15 protein-coding genes are annotated in these 20,635 nt (G+C 35.3%); 3 read left to right on the plus strand and 12 right to left on the minus strand.

Annotation, left to right across the window (positions count from 1 at the left end; all coding sequences use genetic code 11):
* Complete coding sequence (locus BW983_RS14400; protein ID WP_076552592.1) at positions 1–1,593, minus strand: RagB/SusD family nutrient uptake outer membrane protein; 1,593 nt, start codon at positions 1,591–1,593, stop codon at positions 1–3.
* A 10-nt stretch (positions 1,594–1,603) separates the two neighbouring features.
* Complete coding sequence (locus BW983_RS14405) at positions 1,604–4,327, minus strand: SusC/RagA family TonB-linked outer membrane protein (protein ID WP_076552666.1); 2,724 nt, start codon at positions 4,325–4,327, stop codon at positions 1,604–1,606.
* A gap of 331 nt (positions 4,328–4,658) precedes the next feature.
* On the opposite strand from BW983_RS14405, the gene metG reads away from it, so the two are divergent.
* Together metG and BW983_RS14415 are read left to right on the plus strand one after the other, a co-directional pair.
* Positions 4,659–6,695, plus strand: a complete 2,037-nt coding sequence (gene metG, locus BW983_RS14410; protein ID WP_076552593.1) for a methionine--tRNA ligase — start codon at positions 4,659–4,661, stop codon at positions 6,693–6,695.
* A gap of 172 nt (positions 6,696–6,867) precedes the next feature.
* Positions 6,868–7,533 (plus strand): hypothetical protein, encoded by a 666-nt coding sequence (locus tag BW983_RS14415; protein WP_076552594.1) that lies wholly within the window; start codon positions 6,868–6,870, stop codon positions 7,531–7,533.
* Here the strand turns inward: BW983_RS14415 and BW983_RS14420 are convergent.
* The 6 genes from BW983_RS14420 to BW983_RS14445 all read right to left on the minus strand — a co-directional run bounded on the left by BW983_RS14420 (position 7,506) and on the right by BW983_RS14445 (position 15,976).
* Positions 7,506–8,210 carry a class I SAM-dependent methyltransferase gene (locus BW983_RS14420; protein WP_076552595.1) on the minus strand — a complete coding sequence of 235 codons (705 nt, stop codon included), beginning with the start codon at positions 8,208–8,210 and terminating at the stop codon, positions 7,506–7,508. The two genes, BW983_RS14415 and BW983_RS14420, sit on opposite strands and share 28 nt — an antisense overlap.
* 168 nt (positions 8,211–8,378) lie before the next feature.
* The gene (locus tag BW983_RS14425) at positions 8,379–10,589 is read right to left on the minus strand and encodes a TonB-dependent receptor (RefSeq protein WP_076552596.1); all 2,211 of its coding nucleotides are present in this window, start codon (positions 10,587–10,589) and stop codon (positions 8,379–8,381) included.
* Between the two features lie 298 nt (positions 10,590–10,887).
* On the minus strand, positions 10,888–12,480 hold the full coding sequence (locus tag BW983_RS14430) for an MFS transporter (RefSeq protein ID WP_076552597.1): 1,593 nt from the start codon (positions 12,478–12,480) through the stop codon (positions 10,888–10,890).
* 101 nt (positions 12,481–12,581) lie between these two features.
* Positions 12,582–13,706: an HlyD family secretion protein gene (locus tag BW983_RS14435; protein ID WP_076552598.1), complete on the minus strand. Its 1,125-nt coding sequence runs from the start codon at positions 13,704–13,706 to the stop codon at positions 12,582–12,584.
* 24 nt (positions 13,707–13,730) lie between these two features.
* A complete protein-coding gene (locus tag BW983_RS14440; RefSeq protein WP_076552599.1) occupies positions 13,731–15,041 on the minus strand; it encodes a TolC family protein in 1,311 nt (436 codons plus the stop codon).
* An 89-nt stretch (positions 15,042–15,130) separates the two neighbouring features.
* Positions 15,131–15,976: a helix-turn-helix domain-containing protein gene (locus BW983_RS14445; RefSeq protein WP_076552600.1), complete on the minus strand. Its 846-nt coding sequence runs from the start codon at positions 15,974–15,976 to the stop codon at positions 15,131–15,133.
* Between the two features lie 73 nt (positions 15,977–16,049).
* Here BW983_RS14445 and BW983_RS14450 point away from each other — a divergent pair, with 73 nt between their 5' ends.
* Positions 16,050–16,523 carry an Mpo1 family 2-hydroxy fatty acid dioxygenase gene (locus BW983_RS14450; protein ID WP_076552601.1) on the plus strand — a complete coding sequence of 158 codons (474 nt, stop codon included), beginning with the start codon at positions 16,050–16,052 and terminating at the stop codon, positions 16,521–16,523.
* Position 16,524: 1 nt separating this feature from the next.
* Here BW983_RS14450 and BW983_RS14455 read toward each other — a convergent pair whose 3' ends face one another.
* The 4 genes from BW983_RS14455 to dnaA all read right to left on the minus strand — a co-directional run bounded on the left by BW983_RS14455 (position 16,525) and on the right by dnaA (position 20,535).
* Positions 16,525–17,592, minus strand: coding sequence for a DUF2891 domain-containing protein (locus BW983_RS14455; RefSeq protein ID WP_076552602.1), 1,068 nt, complete (start codon positions 17,590–17,592; stop codon positions 16,525–16,527).
* A gap of 123 nt (positions 17,593–17,715) precedes the next feature.
* Positions 17,716–18,414, minus strand: a complete 699-nt coding sequence (locus BW983_RS14460) for an SAM-dependent methyltransferase (RefSeq protein WP_076552603.1) — start codon at positions 18,412–18,414, stop codon at positions 17,716–17,718.
* A 113-nt stretch (positions 18,415–18,527) separates the two neighbouring features.
* Entirely contained in the window at positions 18,528–18,977 is a 450-nt protein-coding gene (locus BW983_RS14465; RefSeq protein ID WP_076552604.1) for a low molecular weight protein-tyrosine-phosphatase, read from the minus strand.
* Positions 18,978–19,080: 103 nt separating this feature from the next.
* Positions 19,081–20,535 carry a chromosomal replication initiator protein DnaA gene (gene dnaA, locus BW983_RS14470; RefSeq protein WP_027372814.1) on the minus strand — a complete coding sequence of 485 codons (1,455 nt, stop codon included), beginning with the start codon at positions 20,533–20,535 and terminating at the stop codon, positions 19,081–19,083.
* Positions 20,536–20,635: the final 100 nt, after the last annotated feature.

Genomic DNA, 20,635 nt, shown 5'->3' on the forward strand with positions numbered 1-20,635 from the left:
TTAATATCCAGGATTTTGAATCAAATTAGGATTAGCGATCAAATCTGTACTAGGAATTGGATAAAGCGTTCTAAAGTCCTGTACGCCTCTACCATCTTTTACTCCCCCTTTAAAAGGCCATAAATAAGATGATGATGTAAATTTCCCAAATCTGATAAGATCAGTTCTTCTTGTAGCTTCCCAAGCTAATTCTCTTGCTCTTTCATCTAAAACGAAATCCAGATTTATTGAAGTAACATTTCCTGAAGTATTCCCGTAAGCTCTTTCTCTTAATGAGTTAATATATTGAATGGCTGTTGCATTTGAGCCACCTCCACCTCTTAGTACAGCTTCAGCGTATATCAAATAAGCTTCTCCTAATCTGAAAAGAGGAAAATCTGTATCTGTAAATAGACCTGTATCATCAGAACCTTTTGAACCATCTTTTCTTACGTTTTTAAATTTAATTAAAGGATAACCGTCAGCAAATACAACCTGATTATTAATTTCTAAGTTCTGTCCATCTGTATGAAACTTTCCTCTCTTATCTGAAGATCCATTTGCATCTGGAAATAGATTAACTAAGTTCTTAGTTGCTCTCAAACCTCCCCAACCACTATTGATACCATAATCATCTGGAGTCATTGTTCCACCAACCCCGGCATGAATAATATAAGTAGTTCCACCATACGTTCTGGTATTTAATCCATCATAGTTTATAGAAAAAATAACTTCATTATTATTAATATTGTTATCTGCCAAGAATAATTCATTATAATTCTGTTTTAATGAGTATCCTGCATTGATAACCTTTTCAGCATAAACTCTGGCATCAGAATATCTCTGTTGTCCTGTATATACTTCAGCATTTAAATAGAGTTTTGATAAAAGCATCCAAACAGCAGCTTTATCAGCACGTCCATATTCATTTGTTCTTGGGTCTTTCAAAACAGACTCCAAATCCTTTAATTCTTTTTCAATGTATGAGAACAGTTCTTTTCTTTCAATTCTTGGAGGTGGTTTTATTCCAACTTCAGAATTTTCAGTTACAAAAGGTCCATTTCCAAATAAGTCAATTGCATGAAAGTAACTTAATGCTCTCATAAATCTTGCTTCATTTCTATACAGTTTTGATGTTTCTGCATTTTGTCCTGTAATGTTTCTTGAAGCGAGTTTTTCATCAGTTGTTTCTCTGATAAATTCATTAGCAATTGCAATCTGATAATAGACTCTATAATACATTGCACGAATGAATTCATTATTGGCAGACCAATTCATATTGTGAAGATCCGGAAGGGATGGGTCATTCCAAGCAATTACAGCTTCATCTGTTGGCAACTCCTGAACTTGAAAATATTGTCTCAAATAATTTGATGTCCCTCCATCAATACCACCAATATCAGGCTTTCCATCACCTCCTTCCTGACCACTTACAGCCAATCCAGCATAGATTTTGGTTAATACAGACTTGTAGTTATTAAAATCAGCATATACAGACGCAGAAGTCACTTCTGATTCCGGCATTCTATCCAGATCTTTTTCACATGAGGAAAGAAACAATACAGCAGTAAGCCCCGCTGTAAATATTGTTTTATTTATATATTTAAATGTCATTGTAGTCTAATTAAAATTGAAAATTAAGTCCTAAAGAATATATTCGTGGTCTTTGATATAAATTATTATCTATCCCGTCAAATACTTCCGGATCCAATCCGCTGTATTTAGTAATCACAAATGCATTCTGAACGGATCCAAAAACTCTTATTTTTGAATTTTTGTTGATGAAATTTGGGAAATTATACCCAACATTAATATTATCCATTCTTAAGAAAGAAGCATTTTCAACATAATAATCAGATTGATACTGAGCTCTAACAAACCCTGTATCAAAATAACTGGTATGAATATTCTGTAAAAAATTATTATTAGAAATCCCTTGTAAATTACCAAATTGAGATGCTACGTTATTGTACACATAATTTCCAATACTAGCTCTCATAGTAAAGCCTAAATCAAGATTTTTATATGTAAATTTTGTAGAGAAGCCAAGCAAAACATCAGGAGCTGGGGACTTATATTTATATAAATCTGAATTGTTGATTATCCCATCCCCGTTTCTATCAACATATGCTCCTTCTACAGGTCTTCCTGCATTATCATAAACCTGTTGATATACATAGAATGAATTAGGTTGATACCCTTGTGAATGTACTTTGATAGTAGTTCCGGTTCCACCTCCTATTCCACCTGTTAAGACCTCAGTAGATGCTAAGTTTGTAACTTCAGATCTATAATGTGTAGCGTTTACGTTAAATTCCCAAGTGAAATTTTCCTTTTCTATTGCCTTCACATTTACATTTACTTCAATACCTCTGTTTCTCATATCACCAATATTCGTAAGTAGAAGATTAGTAAGATTGGCACCTGCAGGAACTGGGACGATACTTAATAAGTCCTTAGATTCTTTTTCATAAACTTCAATAGACCCATTAATTCTCTCCTTCATAAAACCAAAATCCAATCCTACGTTTTTGGTTGTAGTCGTCTCCCATTTGATATTTTTGTCATATCCTTGGGCTCTCAATGTATTGTAGAAGCTATCTCCAATTTGATACATTGCTCCACTATCAGACATCACGTATCTTGCTAAATAAGGATAATCATTATCCTGAATATCTTGCTGTCCAGTCTGTCCCCAACCTGCTCGTAGTTTTAAAGTAGAGATTGTTCTTGAATCCTTTAAGAAGTTTTCCTGATCCATTCTCCATGCTAATGCCACTGATGGGAAATATCCTACGCGGTTATCTTTGCTAAATCTTGAAGAAGCATCTCTTCTTAACGTTGCCGTAAGTAAATATTTCTTATTAAATGTGTAATTAAATCTTCCAAAATATGATATGATTGTATTTTGAGTGAAAAAATCTACACCACTTTTAGGATTAAGAACTCCATCCCCTTGAATAGTAGGTGCAAATGGCTCCGATCTTTGCCAGTCCTGATAAGAATATCCAACAGTAAGATCAAATGTTGACTTCAGTGATTCTACAGTTTTAAGATAATTAAAATAGAAATCTAAGAGCTTATTCTTTTTTTCCTGAGTATATCTTCTATAGGTTCCTTTTTCATAATATCGCATTGCTGCCGTAGGTAATACAGTGGTATTTCCATTTGAATCACTATAATCGTAACCTAAATTTAAATTAGCTCTTAATTCCGGTAAAAAGTGAAACTTGTAATCAAACTGAATATTTCCTAATACTCTTTTCACATAAGAAAGATCCCATCTTTGATTTAACATTGATACAGGGTTCTTTGTACCGTTTGTGTTAGGGTTACCATTAGGCTGTAACCACTCCCAATAACCTCCATATTTAGAAAAGCTTTGATCGTATACTGGCTTTGTTGGATCAAATACTACCGCTGCTCCTATTGCCCCGTCTTCCTTAAATCTGTTTTCTACATAGGTTCCTTTTACATTAAAACTGATATCAAGGTGCTTATCAAAAAACTTAGGATTAAGGTTTAAAGCAACTGTTGTTCTCTCAACATTATTAGTCTTAATAATACCATCTTGGTTCATATATCCTAAAGATAATCTGTATGGTAGTCCTTTAACTCCTCCTGAAATAGATACTGAGTTATCAAAGCCTAATGCAGTCTGATAAATCTCATTCTGCCAATTTGTGTCTGCATTCCCCAATAGTGCCTGGAATGAAGGTAAAGCTTTATTCATTACGACATCTCTGAATTGACCAGTAGATAACATTTTAATATTACCCATCTTTTCATATATAGAAGTGGTAGTTGTATAATTAACCTTTAGTCTTCCTGAAGTTCCTTTTTTTGTTGTAATAATAATTACACCATTAGAAGCCCTACTTCCATAAATAGCAGTTGCAGATGCATCCTTTAAGATATTAAAGCTCTCAATATCATTAGGGTTAATTAATGCTAGTGGATTTGCTGCGCCACTAATACCATTACTATCAACAGGCACTCCATCAATCACAATAAGAGGATCGTTACTTGCATTTAGTGAAGCTCCTCCTCTAATCCTAATAGTAGCACCAGCACCTGGAGCTCCGCTATTATTAGTAATTTGAATACCTGAAGCCTTTCCTTGGATTAATTGTTCTGGAGAAGTAATACTTCCCTCGTTAAAATCCTTAGCTGAAATTGCAGTCATAGATCCTGTCAAATCAGACTTCTTTTTAGCACCGTACCCGATCAGAACCACCTCCTCAATCTTCTTCTCCTTAATGATAGAGTCTTTAGTCTGCGCGTGCATTACTGTACTTGCCAGTAAAAAAGCAGGCGCTATTTTTAATACCGTTGTAAAATTCTTCACAATCTTATTTTTATAGTTTCGTTTCAGTCTTGTTCTGGTGTTGTACCAGATTCGCAATTTAAAAAAAAAATAGAATTATTATAATTTTAATATAATTTATAATAATTTTATGTATATTACGAAACCTTTTTTAGTTAAAATTTTACACATCAACATCTTACACGATAGTATGCTATGCATAATATTTATTTTACGTTAACAAAAAGTTAAACAATTGTTTAACTTAAATTCATATTCGCCATCAAAAAACAGGAAGATTTGCCATAATAACACCTCAAAGAGCGGTATTCAAGAGATATTCCTTATCTTTGCAGTCAAAACTTTACTATAAATGTCAAACAGAAAGATGATTACGGCAGCTTTGCCTTATGCAAACGGTCCGGTTCATATAGGACATTTGGCAGGTGTTTATATTCCTGCGGATGTTTACGCAAGATTTCAGAGAAGATTAGGAAAAGATGTAGCGTTTATCTGTGGTTCAGATGAGCATGGTATCCCTATCACCATAAGAGCTAAAAAAGAAGGAGTTACCCCTCAGGATATCGTGGACAAGTATCACGGAATTATCAAGAAATCTTTTTCAGATCTTGGAATTTCATTTGATGAATATTCAAGAACTACTTCTCCAAAGCATTATCAGACAAGCCAGGAATTTTTCAAAGTTCTTTATGATAAAGAAAAATTCACTGAAGAAGTTTCAGAACAGTATTTTGATGAGCAGGCAGGAGAATTCCTTGCTGACCGTTATATTGTAGGAACTTGCCCGAACTGTGGTAATGAAAACGCTTACGGTGACCAGTGTGAGAAATGTGGTTCTACCCTATCTCCATCAGAGCTGATCAATCCGAAATCAATGCTTAGTGGAAATGTTCCTATTCTTAAAGATACAAAGAACTGGTATCTACCTCTAAATGAATACGAAGACTTCTTAAACGAGTGGATCATTGAAGGTCATAAAGACGATTGGAAACCGAATGTATATGGACAGGTTAAATCATGGTTAAATGATGGTTTGAAACCACGTGCTATGACCAGAGACCTGAACTGGGGTGTTCCGGTTCCGCTTCCTAATGCGGAAGGAAAAGTTCTTTATGTTTGGTTTGATGCTCCTATCGGATATATTTCTTTTACCAAAGAATGGGCAGAGAAAAACGGAAAAGACTGGAAAGATTACTGGCAGAGTGAAGAGAGTGATCTGGTACACTTTATCGGAAAGGATAATATTGTATTCCACTGCATTATCTTCCCAGCAATGATGAAGGCGCACGGTGGTTTTATTATGCCTAAAAACGTTCCTGCATTTGAATTCCTGAATCTTGAGAATGATAAAATTTCAACTTCAAGAAACTGGGCGGTTTGGGCGCACGAATATGTAGAAGAATTTCCTGGACAACAGGATGTTTTAAGATATGCATTGCTTTCGTCAGCTCCTGAAACTAAGGACAATAACTTCACTTGGAAGGATTTCCAGACGAAGAATAATTCTGAGTTGGTAGGTATCTTCGGAAACTTCATCAATAGAGTTGCGGTTCTTATTCATAAATATTACGATGGTGTTGTACCTCAGGGAGATGTAAATAGTCCTGAATTAAAAGAGATTAATAAAGCAGCTAAAGAAATCGCTGGATTCCTTGATAATTATGAATTCAGAAATGCTTTATCAGCCTTGATGAACCTTGCAAGATTCGGGAACCAATATCTTCAGACTGAAGAACCTTGGAAAACAATTAAAGACAATCCGGAAAAAGCTGCTCAATCATTATTTGTGGGAGCTCAGATTGCTGTTGCATTAGCCCAGTTATGTGAACCATTCATGCCTTTCAGCTCTGAAAAGTTATTGAATATGTTTAATGTTGAAGCGAAAAGCTGGAACGATGTTGAAAATCAGTCTGTTTTAATTGAAACTGGTCACAAAATCAATGAAGCATCTCTTCTTTTCTCGAAAATTGAAGACAGTGTAATTGAAGCTCAGATTCAAAAGCTTGAAGACACTAAACAAAACAATAAAAAAACAAACCCTAACGCCAATCCAATGAAAGAAGAGATCACATTTGATGATTTTACGAAAATAGATCTTAGAACAGCAACCATTTTAGAAGCTGAAAAAGTAGAAAAAGCTGATAAATTACTGAAACTTACTGTAGATACGGGAGTAGATGTAAGAACGGTTGTTTCAGGTATTGCGGAAAGCTTTACTCCTGAAGAAGTTGTAGGTAAGCAGGTAATGATCTTATTAAACCTTGCTCCAAGAAAAATCAGAGGAATTGAATCTCAGGGAATGTTATTATTAACAACTAAACCTGATGGAAAATTATCTTTCGTAACACCGGACGACAGCAATGTTGAAAACGGTATTGAGATCGGATAATTACACCTTACTATAAAGAAGACTAAAGGCTGTTTCAGAAGAAGCAGCCTTTTCTATTGCAGGACAACTGTATTTCCTTTTATTGCTGTTTGACGCAAAATTAGATACTGCATATTTCCAGATGTAAAAATAAAAGAACAACAATATTATTTATATTTGCAGCCGTTATATTATGGTTAATAAGAGTGTTTTAAGGAAGCTTTCTGATACGGAATTAGAGAAATATTTAAAAGAAGGCAATCGCTTTGTTCCTGAGGCGGTTCAGATCGCACTGGAGGTTTTAAAAGAAAGAGGAAGAATTTTCACCGTGGAAGAAGAAACGGCTGTTCAACAACTGATTCAAAGGAAAAAAGAGGCAGAAGAATTAAAACGTACAGAAGAAAAGGAATTATGGCAGGATCATATTACAGAAGATCCAAGTGCAATCAAACTTTTTCCAAGAGAATTGATATTCATTATCAGTATCCTTTTAGGAACGATTCCAGGAGCGATATTATTAAGTCTGAATTTCGTTAAGCTAAAAAAATATTTAGCCGCAGGTATCACTCTTATTTTTGGATTCGCTTTCCTGTTTATTCAGCTTTTTTTGATTTCTTTAATCTATATACTCAACTCAAAAGACTCTTTTACCATCAGAAAAAGTCCAGAATTTCTTGTAGCAGGAACTGGTGCATTAATTCTCTTTGGATTCTGGGTACTTTTTACACCCAAAAAGCTGCCCTACAGAGCAGCTTCGTATATTTTTCCGATCATAATTTGTACAATAATGGCATTTCTGATCACCATTAATTACCAGGGATTATTTGACGGCTATATTTTAGTCAGTTTCGCTAAATAGGAATCCTCGTCCTGCATTACTTTTTCAACCTTAAAACCATTATTTACAGCAGCGTTCTTCAAGGTATTAAAGTCAAGGTACAGCCATGTGATGGGCTCTTCCGATTCGCCTTTATAATGAACGACATATTCCAGTTCTCCATAATATCCACCGGCAGGAATATAAACTCCGCCATCTTTATCACGGTCAAACATATAAAGAATATCTGTACTGTCAATCAGAATCTGCCCTCCTTCATTCAATAAAGTTCCCAGTTTTTGAAGATAAGTATCAATTTTAGATAACCCTTCAAAGATTCCGGTACCATTCATCAATAATAAAATGGTATCGAATGTTTCTCCTGAAAAATCAAGAATATTTGTACAAACTGCATTTTTGATACCTCTTAATTGGCAAACCTCAACAGACTTCGGAGAAATATCCAAAGCTAGCACGTCAAGATTCATTTCATTCTGAAGATACAAAGCATGAGAACCCGCTCCAGCTCCTATATCCAGGACTTTTCCTGTAGATAGTTTTAAAGCTTTCTGTTCAATATCAATCATATCTTCAAAATCTCTGAATAAATAGTCTACCGGAAGTTCATCCAACTCAGAAATTGATGTTTCAGTCTGCAGGTCTTCAGGATCGTTATCATGATAATAATCCCAGATCGCTCTGCCCATTAAATCTTTCATAGTGCAAAGATACAGCTTCAAGGGATAAAGTTCAAAGTTTTAGCTTCATGATGCATATGATACATTCTTTTTCTTCTAAAATTAAAATCCGGTTCCTGAACAGTATCAGAAACCGGATTTGTAGAAAGTATTTGATTTGGATTAAGGTATTAAGCCCTAATTTTATTTTTAAAATTCAAAAGTGTAAGACAGATTAAATGTTCTGCCTCTCCCTTTATAATTAAATAATGCAGGCATTCCATAGCTTGAATATAAAACCTGAGAACGTTTGCTCCAGATCGTCTGATAATCTGTGTTAAATACATTCTGAATACCAAGGTTGAATTTACCCCAATTGAATCTGTATCCTACCATAAGATCGGATGTATTATAACCTTCAACTACATTGTTAAGCTCATCCTTCTGCTTGAAATTCTGTAATGACTGGAATCTGAATGACCAGTTTTTCACATTATATCCGATATATGTCACCAATTTTGAAGGTGAAGCATTGGAAATATCCTGTTTCTGCCATTCTCCTTTATTGTCTACTTCAGATTTTATCAAAAGACCGCTTGCTCCGAAGTAAACTCCATTATTCATTGAATAAGAAACCTCCGCTTCAATTCCCATGTTTCTCATTTTTAAATCATTAACAAGAATCTGGAATGTTTTTCTGTCTACGGTAACGGTTTTATCTGAATTACTTAAGAATCCGGCAACCTGTGCTCTCAATCCTCCTTTATTCATACGATATCCCACTTCATACTGATTGGTCTTGATTGCCTGTAAAGGCTGGTCTTTTACATTAATGCTTGAAACAACATCCCAATGTGCTCCATTCAGCTTATAGGTACCAATTCCATAATATTTCGCAGGGTCAGCAAGACTTACCCCCTGAGAGAATGTACCCCAAACCTGATGCTGCTCATTGAATTTGTATAATAATCCGGCATTTGCCAAAGTTACGTTATAAGAACTTTCTCCTCCCGGAATAGCCGATGCAGACTGTCCGTATCCCATTGCGATCTGAGTCTGCTGTTCTGATCCGACAAAATCATCCACTTTCACCTTAATATTCTGATAACGAACACCTCCATTGATCTGTAATTTTGGAAGAATATTATATTTTGCCTGCACATATCCTGCGTAGCTTTGTGAATGGTTGGTAGGATATCTGCCTAAGCTGAATTGAGTTTCATTGATCAATCCACCACTTGACATGGTTTTACCAATGTTATAAACGGATTGAGTCCCTTCGAATTTTTCAAAGTCAACATCTACACCATAAGTCACATTTAGTCCTCTCCATGATTTTGACAATAAAGCCTTGATGCCGGAATAATAAGTATCCTGCTGAGATGAAGACATATAAGCCATACTTCCGGTTCCCAGTTTTACATTTCCAGGGAATGGATAGAATCCTAGTTTTTCAGCTCTTGTAGCAAACTGAACATATAGATCCTGACCTCCAAGAATATTATTTCCTGTATAGGCTACGGTACCCATGTAACGCTCGGTTCCTACGTTTTTATCTGAAGAAAAACCATCTCTCATCTCCAGTAAATTTCCATTTTTCGTAGTAAAAGCACTTAGATTTTCACCTAAATATAAACTTCTGTCACCATTGAATTTGGAATTATAATATTGAAGAGAAGCTGTTATTTTATGTTTATCATTAAATTTATACCCTCCGGTTGCCAAGATATCAATTGACTGGTTGTACTGAAGGTCAGTTTGTGTAATATCTGTAAAAAGCTGCTTCTGATCAGCACCATACACCCCTCCATTTTGCTGATAAGCAACTCCTAACCTTCCGAAAAACTTCTCTCCTTTTCCTGAAATAGCTTGTGCAGCACGGAAATCATGGTCATCGCCTCCCATAAATCCTGTACGTACTCCCAATTCGGTTTCTCCGCTGATTCCTTTTTTGGATGGTGTTTTTGTAATGATATTGATAATTCCTCCAGTAGCATTTCCTCCATAGATAGAACTTGCTCCTGAAAGCACTTCAATTCTTTCAATATTAAAAGGATCAATAGCATCCAACTGACGGCTGATTGCACGAATACTATTTAAGGAAACACCATCTATCATTACCAATGTAGAACGTCCTCTCATATTTTGTCCGTAATTGGTTCTTCCCTGAGGTCCGATATCCATACTTGGAATCAAAATAGATAACATTTCTTTAATTGGAACTCCACTTTTTGCCTGTTCCTGAATTTTTTCTTTCTGTACTACCCAAACGGTACCTGGGATTTCAGATATTTTTGTAGGTTTTCTGGATGCAACGATCACGACATCGTCGATACCTTTAGAAACCACGGAATCACTAACTGTCTGGGAAAACATCATTCCCGAAGCCAGCATACCTATGAATGCATAATGCTTTTTCATTCCTTCAAATCAAAGTTTTATAATTCGGCAAAGGTAATTTTTATTTAGAAATATTAAAAATAAGAAAGGATGAAATTTTTCATGATTTTGAATTAAAAAGCGGAAAGATGGAAGTTATTTATGTCGCGATTACATCAAGAAGTTATCACAGCTTCTTTAGGTCAATTTTCTTAAGTTGAATAACAGTCGTTAACTGTTTATAATCTCTTCCTATTCTAACATCGAGCTTCCTTCCTAAAATCGTAAGATCCCAGCCCATCTAAGGACCAGGATCTCACTGTGAAAAACAAGGTTATCTTTACATCGCAGGACCTGCTGCGTCTTTTATTTCTTCTAATAATTTTTTACGTTCACGAAGTCTTCTTCTTGCAATAACGGATTTACCTCCAAGTACTCTTACAAATCTAAAGTATTGGAATCTTTTTGCTCCGAAATGGTGAGTGGCAACATACAGTAAAATCCCCAAACCGGTCAGAACAATGAATCCGAAAATCTTTTTGGTAGCAATAATAATGGCATTCAACTGAATCGCTTTCATATTTGCCATTACATTCTGTGGAGTAACCGTCATTCCATCCATATAAACAGCCAGATCTCCTATTGCAGTAACCTGGAAACGGTATTGCAACCATGAATACAAAGTTGAAAATATACCAACCGCCAAAAAGGTTCTCCAAACTAATACAAGTCCAATTGCTGCAAGCATTTCATCCATTTCAAGTTTATCCAGTGTATAGAACCAAATAGAAATAAACAACGAACACATTCCGTATCCTTTTAAAAACATAGGCAGATACCAGTTATCATAATTAAATTCCAGAACCATGGAAAAATACATAATAATAGCATATCCTATCATTGCTGCAAACCCTGAGAAAATATACATTTTCAACGGTTTCTCTTTTTTAAACCAGATAACGGCAATGACTCCGGCAACAATGATTCCTGGAATCATCAGCATACTCAGTCGGGCATTAGTCAGCTGATCATATCCCAAAACTCCTACAGCAAATGTATTCTGAAGGGAAGCTGTTCCCAGAAACATTCCCAGCCAAAACAACATGAACAAACCGTGCTGTACATTATTCTTTGTAAAAATTTTGAATGAAAGATAGGGTCTTTTTAATGTTAACTGACGAATGGAAAGTAATGCAAAGCTCACAAAAGCTGCGATACTCGCATTAATGATATTCTTTGAGTTCAACCAGTCCTGTTGTCTTCCAAATGCATACACATAAGCAGAAAACATAAAAGTGGAGATAAACAACAGGATACTCAGCCAGTCAATATAATGCAACGGAACTTTCAGCGCAAAATATTTATCATGCATAAAAATCCAGTGTATCAATGCTAATATAAAACATAGAACTGCTGTAAAAATATAAAACTGCTGCCAGTTGTACAGAAGCGCAAATTCTGCGGCATAATAAGCTGCTACCTGATTCATCACCAGAACAAATGTATAGAACATGCCATAAAACATTCCTCTGTTTCCGATCATTACCATTAATGGCAGAAAAAGTTCTATCGTTACCATCATCTTCATAAATCCTATCATTAAAGCGGAAAACACAAAAATCATCGGCTGTAACGTAGTTGAATTGATATAACTCAGTAACCCTAAAAGAACCAAGAGTAATACCATTTTATCTCTTACCTTAAACCTCATTTTAATTCTGAGAACGACAGGCATACAGGCTCCCATTCCAATAGTGGTTGCATAATTCGCCCACATAAAATATTCTGTCATAGCCCCGGTACCACTTACCAAATAACTGATATTCCCGGTATAAACCCCACCAATCGGCATTACCACTGCAAGCAGTAATACGATTAGCAGAAGCTGTACGGGTTTGGGCACCCAATCGCTATATAATCCTTTGTTGTACATATTTAGATATTAGATTACAGATATCAGATAACAGACTTTACCAATCCAGCCTTTAATCATTCTTCATCGTATCAAGTCTGAAATCTGACTTCTGCTATCTTTTAGTCTTTATTAATATTCACATTCATGTTCATACCTGCACTTAATTTGTCCAGATTTTCTTTTTTATTGGAAGTAGTAAATTCTATTCTTACTGGAATTCTTTGCTGTACTTTAATAAAGTTTCCGGTGGAATTATCCGTAGGTACACTTGAATATCTAGACCCTGTAGCCGCTGAAACCGCTGTTACTATACCTTCAAATTTTTGTCCTCCCAATGCATCAGCCGTCATCGTTATCTTCTCTCCTACTTTAATATTAGGCATCTGACTTTCAAGAAAGTTTGCTGTTACCCATTTTTGTCCGTTCAGTACAATTGTTGCAACTTGTTGTCCCGGTTGAATCAATTGCCCTTCAGAAATTGTTCTTCTTCCCATTACTCCGTCATATGGCGCTGTGATTACCGTATAAGAAAGGTTGATTCTAGCCATATCCAAAGCAGATTTTGTTCTTTTAATTTCAGCATCATTAATTCCCAGTCTGCTTTTCACTTCTGTAGTAGAAAGGTTGGCAGATTGTTTTTGGTTTACTAAAGTCTCATAAGCAGCCTTTTGCGCATCATATTCAGTTTTTACCTGATCATATTGCTGTCTTGTTACTGCTTCTGCCACTAAAAGGTTTTTATATCTGTTTAAATTCTGTTCAGCATTCCAAAGTCTTGCTTTTGCTCCTGCAATATTCGATTGCATTACATTAATGTTATTGGAAACCGTATTCACTGAAGAACTTGTAGCTGTTTTCTGAGCCATTGCATTTTGATAAGCCGCTTCAGCCTGTCCTAATTGTGTAAGGATTTCACGCTCATCTAAAATTACCAGCGTATCTCCTTTTTTTACTCTTTGGTGTTCAATGAATTTAATTTCTTTGATATAAGCTGAAACTCTTGTATTGATTGGGTTGATAAATTCTTCTACCTGTGCAGCTTCCGTATATGTTTTGTTTCCGATGTGGAAGTATTCGCGTATTAGCCAAAACAGTCCGAAACCAATTACCAGAAAAACGACAATATTAGAAATAATCGCTCTGATTTTATTTTTTTTGTTCTGCTTTTTCTTGCCATCTCCGCTTGGTCTTGCTGGAGCTTGAGCCGGAGTTGTATTTTGAGTAGTTTGTTCCTTGTTTTCCATTGTGTTGATTTTCAGTTTTAAAAATTAAAGTGTCCCTGTAGACTTCAAAAGATTATAATATTGATACAAAACATTGATCTCCGCATTCGCATAATCCAGCTCTGATTGTAATTTCTGGTTCTGTGCATCAATCATTTCAGCTTGTACAGCCAATTGGTTCAAATACTTAGCTTCCGTAATCTTGTAGTTTTCTTCCGCCAGTCTTTTGGAATCATTCAGAATTTCTGCCTGTTGAATAGCTTCCTGATATTTTGTATAGGCTGCATTCACACCCATATCTACATTCTGCTGTACCAGAGTCATTGCATCATTCGCCTGGTTTTTCTGCAGCTCACCTAATTTTACTTTTTCCTTGGTTTTGTATAGGTTATCAATGTTATAACTAAGAGAAACACCTGTCTGCCACCCTCCTGAATACATATCTAAAACAGGATTTCTCGTTGTAATTGGTCTTTGTAAAGTATATCCTCCGAACCCTGCCAAAGTAGGTGAATTATCGGTTTTAATAATTTCAATATTCTTATCCGCTACAGCAATATTTTTCTGAGCTGACTTCAACATTGGATTGCTGTCATGAGCAAGGTTTACGTAATAATCCATCCCAATTCCAGACTCTTTGTTCTCTAAATTTTCTGTAGGAACAATTTCAGTATCAGAAGATAAACCTAATGCGATATTTAAATTATAATTAAGGATTTTTTTATTATTTGAAAGGGTAAGAATTCCCTGATCCAAATTTTTAAGAGCAAGTTCTCCACGAATTACTTCGTTTCTGGTTACCATTCCCTGCTGATAAAACTTCTGGATATTTTTAAGACGTTCCTGAGCAAGTTTTTTGTTATTCTGAAATACTTCTTCCTGGTTGATTATTTTATAGACATCCAGATAATTTGAGATTACTAAAAATTTAACATCCTGTTTGTTTTTCTCCAGATCTAACTCGGAAAGCTGTTCACGAAGCCCAGCCATTTCAATAGATTTATTTACCAGTCCTCCTTTGAAAATCAATTGTGTTGCCTGTACAGCATATGAACTTCCGTAATGAGGCATAGGAATCTTTGTAGAATTTGAAAAATCTTTATCGATTGCCACAGCATCCCCCAAATAGAATTGGCTTGTAGAAGCTGTGATCGTAGGAAGTTTCTGAAGCTTTGCAACATTGATACTCTGTTTTGCAATATCAATATTATAAGCTGAAACTTTCAACTGCTGATGATTCTGAACTGCCAGTTCAGCTACCTCACCTGCGGTCATCTGTTTAATCTGTTGCGAAAAAAACAGCGCAGGAAAAGCTGCTATCAGAACTGATAGTGCTGTTTTTATTTTCTTTGTCATTTTACCTTGTTTTACAGATGCAAAGTTAGGAGAACAACAAAATCAATCAAATGTTTGATTTTTGGAAAAAGATGTTCAAATGTAAGATTTTAATTTTCGAACTGATGTCTGTACTGCGTAGGGCTTACTTCCAGATGCTTTTTAAAAAAGTGAGAAAATGAGTACTGATCACTAAAGCCAAGGATAGATGAGACCTCTGAAACAGGTTTATTGGAAGAATTCAAGAGTACTTTTGCTTCGTTGATTACTATAAGGGCAATGATGTGGCTTGCGGACTTTCCTGTAATGGATTTTACAACTGATGAAAGATGTCTGGTTGTAATGGATTGTCTTTCGGCATAAAATTCCACAGTCCTTTCTGTAAGATGATATTCAGAAAGATCGGTAAGAAAAACAAAAACGATTTCTTCCTGTCTAGACATCTGATTCATAGAATTGTTATCTTCTTTTGAGATAATCCCAGCCATCTGATAGCAAAAAACAGAGAAAAGATGTTCCACCATTTCTTTTTTGTACAACATTTCCGTTTCAGAGTCAAGAATATATTTCAGGAAATTGACGCTTTTCCATACTACTTCCATTTCATTTTCAGGGAAAGGAACTCCCTTATTCATCTGCTGTCTGAAATATCTATAGGTAATCAGCCTATTGAACTTCAGAGATAGCGCAGAAATAAATTCTCTTTTATAGGAAACCATTCTGGACTGAAAATCATCAGTCACTGAGATCACCTCATAAATAGTTTGAGGATCGGTCACCATAAACATATTAGCAGAAACCTCCAGGTCACTGAAGTGCTGACGAAGTTTTATCCTTCCCGATTTAATAAAGATAAATGCAGGATTATCCGGGCGAAATGGCTTATCTACAGCGATTCTCTCGAAAATATTTTTTTGCGTAAAAATTTCAACTCCGAATTTTTCTAAGGCAGACATAGCACAAATGTAAGCAAACTTCTCACTGATTACAAAATTTTATTATTTTAGCATTTATCCAATTCCCGTCAATATGAGAAAGGTTGATTTATTATTTGCAGAATATAGTAAAAGCCATAGAAATGCGACAAACAAGTTCATTCACTGGATTTGTGTCCCTTTGATTTTCTGCAGTATTCTTGGTTTTATTTCCCTGATCCCTGCACCGCATTTCTGTATGCCTCATGCAGGATGTATCAGTATCATAAGTATTATTACAGTGATTCTGATTAGTCTGTTTTATGTAAGGCTATCCCTATTGATCGGAATTGTAATGTTCTTTATAATGCTGATTGCTGAACATTTTATTTATCTTACCAATATCAGTCTTGGTAAGCAATCCTGGATCGTTTATCTGGGTATTTTCGTCATTACCTGGATCTTTCAGTTTATTGGACATAAAATTGAAGGAAAAAAGCCTTCATTCCTGAAGGACTTACAGTTTCTGCTGATCGGTCCTATCTGGCTTTTAGGCTTTATCCTTAAAAAAACGGGAATAAGATATTGATTTAATCTTCCAATGCATAAACGGCAAAACTAGCTAACCAGTGATCTCCGCCATAATTTCCTTGAAAGAGCAACGGTAAGCCATTAGCCAAAAATACATCAGCTGTTTTCTGGAAGTCTTTTTTCAACGGATGCCCGGCAGGAAGTGCTTTTGCAATACCTTTCATACACCATGCCTTAGAAAATGACAATCCTACAAGATGAACGGTCTGATAATCGCTTAAATCACTTACAACAGGGATCTGTTCTATATTCTCAAGGCTTCTTTTTTCATAGAAGTTATTCAGCCATGTTATGTACTCTTTTTGAGGAAGAACTCTTCTCATCAAATCTGCAATTTCAAGACTTGGCGAGAAGAAATCAGAACCGTCAGGTTCTAAATAGGCAGGAGTTTTCTGATCTTTTAAAAAGAAGTATTTTGCTTTTTCGATAAGCTGATTTTCAAACTCTTTATCTTTATTCGCTTTTGCCCAATCCATTGCAAAAGCCATTGCAAACGCAGTATTTGGGTGAACTCCGGTTCTGTTCGGATAAGTTTGTTTAGGAAGATAAGTTTTCCAGGATTTCAGGATCTGATCCGTTAAAGGTTTCAGATTTTGATGCCATATTTTTGCTTTAGGATGATCCCAGGTGGTCAATTCTTCATCCAGTTTCAATATCCAAGCCCAGCCATAGGTTCTCTCAAAGGTTCCTGTCAACTGATATTTCGTAAAATAATTTGCCTCGGTCTGTAGTTTTTCTTTCTGGAAAGATTCATCAAGGATTTTCTCGATTTCTTTTGCATTAGGCAACGACGGTTTTGTCTTTAAAAGCCTGGCAAGCATCCAGTGTCCGTGAACAGAGCTATGCCAATCAAAACAGCCATAAAAACTTGGATGAAGATCCTTAGGTGTTAAAGGTACTTCTCCAGCGTTATTAATGATATGCGCCGTTTTATTTGGATATTCCTGATTGATACAGTGAAGTGGTTTATCGGCTAATTTTAGTGCCATCTCATCAGTAAGCTTGGGAACTTCCTGAGCATACATCAGAAATGGAGAAAATACGAATGCTAAAAGACTTTTTTTCATGTATTAAAAATAGAAAATAAATCACATTTTCAATAATAAACCACTAAAGAATTTACAAACTGATTAGAAATATCAAATCTTAGCTTAAGGTAAATAATAAATTACTAATTCTATGTCAACATATTATTTTCCAAGTACAAATACAGCTGGAACTTTATGCAATTCCGGCTTTTGTTTTTGCCAGTCTTTTATTGTTTTTGTTTGTATAAATTCGTGTTCAGGATCATTGATATTTGCAGCAATGCAAAGCTTCGTATTTGGGGACAAGAATTTTGTAAGGTCCTCAATAAGCTGATTATTACGATAAGGAGTTTCCATAAAAATCTGTGAATAACCTGTTTTTTGAACCAGGCTTTCCAAATGTTGGATCTGCTTCTTTTTTTCTCCTTTATCAATCGGGAGATAGCCGTGAAATGTAAACTCCTGTCCATTGAATCCACTGGAAATCAATGCAAGAATAATAGACGACGGTCCAGAAATAGGAATCACTCTGATGTTTTTCTCATGGCACCATTTTACCATCAGGTTTCCAGGGTCTGCGATACACGGTAATCCGGCTTCAGAAAGCAATCCGAAGTCCTGTCCTTTCAGCATCAGCTGTTGAGCTTCTTTGATGTCTGCGTTTTCTGTATATTTATCTAATAGAAATAGCTTCAGATCTGCCTGTTTCTTTTCGGGAGCGAAAAATTTAACCACTTTTCTGGCTGTTTTTTCATTTTCTACGAAGAAGTAATCAGTTTGCATAATATATTCCTTTATTACAGGTGCAAAATGAGTAATTGAAGTATTTTCAGATAAGTAAGCAGGGAGTAAAAAAAGCATTGTTTTATTTTTTTAATTCTTTCGTTTAATGAAATTGATGGAAATATTTATTCAGGTTTATCGTCTTTAAAGCTTAGTAAAAATAGTATAAGCTATATTTTAATCAATATTATTTATGTTAGAATTTGGTTTTTAATGGCATCACAACCTTTATCCAAAAGCTGGAAAACCTCTTCAAAATCTTTCATATCGCCCCAATAAGGGTCCGGAACCTCAGCATTTTCATGATCTCCTAATGTTTCCAGAAATAATGATATTTTCTGACGCTCTTTCTCATTTTTAGCTTTTGAAATTACATCTTCAAATACATCAATATCCATACAATAGATTTTATCAAAAGTCTCAAAATCTGTCCTTCTAATAGGTCTTGATTTTTGTTTGGAAATGTCTACATGATGATTAGCTGCGGTTTTAACAGCTCTTTTATCTGGATACTCACCTTCATGCAATGAAATAGTTCCGGCTGAATCTACCACGAAGTTTTCTGGTACTTTAGTTTTCATTATTCCTTCTGCCAAAGGGCTTCTGCATATGTTTCCAAGGCAAACCATCAGGATTTTCATAGTCTGGTATTTAAAATAAATATCTCTTTTCTGTCACAAAACTAAATAAAAAATGAAGAATACTACTATTCTCCATTTCAAATTATTTTTAGCTTAAGATATTTTACTGTTTGATTCTTTCTGTAAGATCCTTAACGTACTTCTTGATTTCTTTATCGATTTTAGAAACATCTTTAATAGTATCACAAGCATACATTACTGTTGAGTGATCTTTTCCTCCCATTTCTTCACCGATCTTAGTGAATGTAGAGTTGGTAAACTCTTTTGAAAAATACATTGCAAGCTGTCTTGGTAATGCAATTTCTCTTTTTCTGGTCTTGGATAAAAGCTGCTCTTTTTTGATTCCGAAATAATCGCATACCACTTCCTGAATGTAAGGAATATTGATAACCTTCTTTTGGTTGGCTGCAATTCTATTGATCGTTTCTTTTAATAATTCAAGACTTAAGTCTCTCTTATAAACTGTAGAGTATGCAATTACTGAGTTGATTACCCCAATAAGTTCTCTTACATTGGTTTTCGCTTCAGCAGCAAGGAAATCAAGCATATCTCCCGGAAGAACAATTCCGTCTCTGCTTAATTTATCTTCAATGATCTGTCTTCTTGTAGATAAATCCGGCGATTTGATTTCCGCAGAAAGTCCCCATTTGAAACGGGAAACAATTCTATCTTGAATATCCATTATATCTGCAGGTGCTTTATCTGAAGTAAGAATAATCTGCTTTCCGTTTTGGTGCAAATGATCAAAAATATGGAAGAAGCTATCCTGAGTTGCAGATTTACCAGATAAGAACTGAATATCATCGATAATCAATACATCTACCATTTGATAGAAGTTAGCAAATTCAGTTTGTTTATGTGCTTTTGCAGCTGAAATAAACTGTTGGATAAATTTTTCTGAAGATAAGTATAAAACTACTTTATCAGGAAATTGGTTTTTTACTTCAAGACCAACCGCCTGTCCAAGGTGAGTTTTCCCTACTCCATATCCTCCGTATAAGAACAATGGGTTGAATGCTGTAGCTCCAGGTCTTTTAGCAATAGATCTTGCTACTGTAGCTGCAAATTTATTACTTTCACCTTCTACATAACTATCAAAAGAATAGTCTGGTTTAAGGTTTGAATCAATATTTACTTTTCTAATTCCAGGAACCACAAAAGGGTTTACAATATTAGCTGAGAATCCTTGTGGCATTGTTTCCTGTGTTTTTGGAGTAGGAACGCTTTGTCCCTTCATATTCATGGTAACTGGTTTTTCTTCACCTTTCGGTCTGTTTTCCATTACAGAATACCATAATTTAACTCCTTTTCCTACATTTTTCTTCAGGGCAGCAGAAAGTAAGGACAAGTAATTGTCCTCGATATATTCCTTGTAGAAATCGCTCGGTACGATAAGTGTAAGGTTATTCGCCACCAATGAAAGCGGCTGCACCTTATCAAATAACATATCGAAAGATTTTTCAAGTTTTTTCAGGTCAGAATTATCTTCAGCTGCGTTCAAGTTATCGCGCATAAACTGAAGGCACTTCTGCCATATCATCATTAAATTGTCATCCATTTTTATGCCCTGATTATTCTTTGTTTGTACTGTTTTTAGAAGGGAGACAAAGGTCCAATATTTTCTTTTTAAAAAAAAATATTGCAGGTATTGATTATTT

Source organism: Chryseobacterium ureilyticum (assembly GCF_900156735.1).
Taxonomy (GTDB): Bacteria; Bacteroidota; Bacteroidia; order Flavobacteriales; family Weeksellaceae; genus Chryseobacterium; species Chryseobacterium ureilyticum.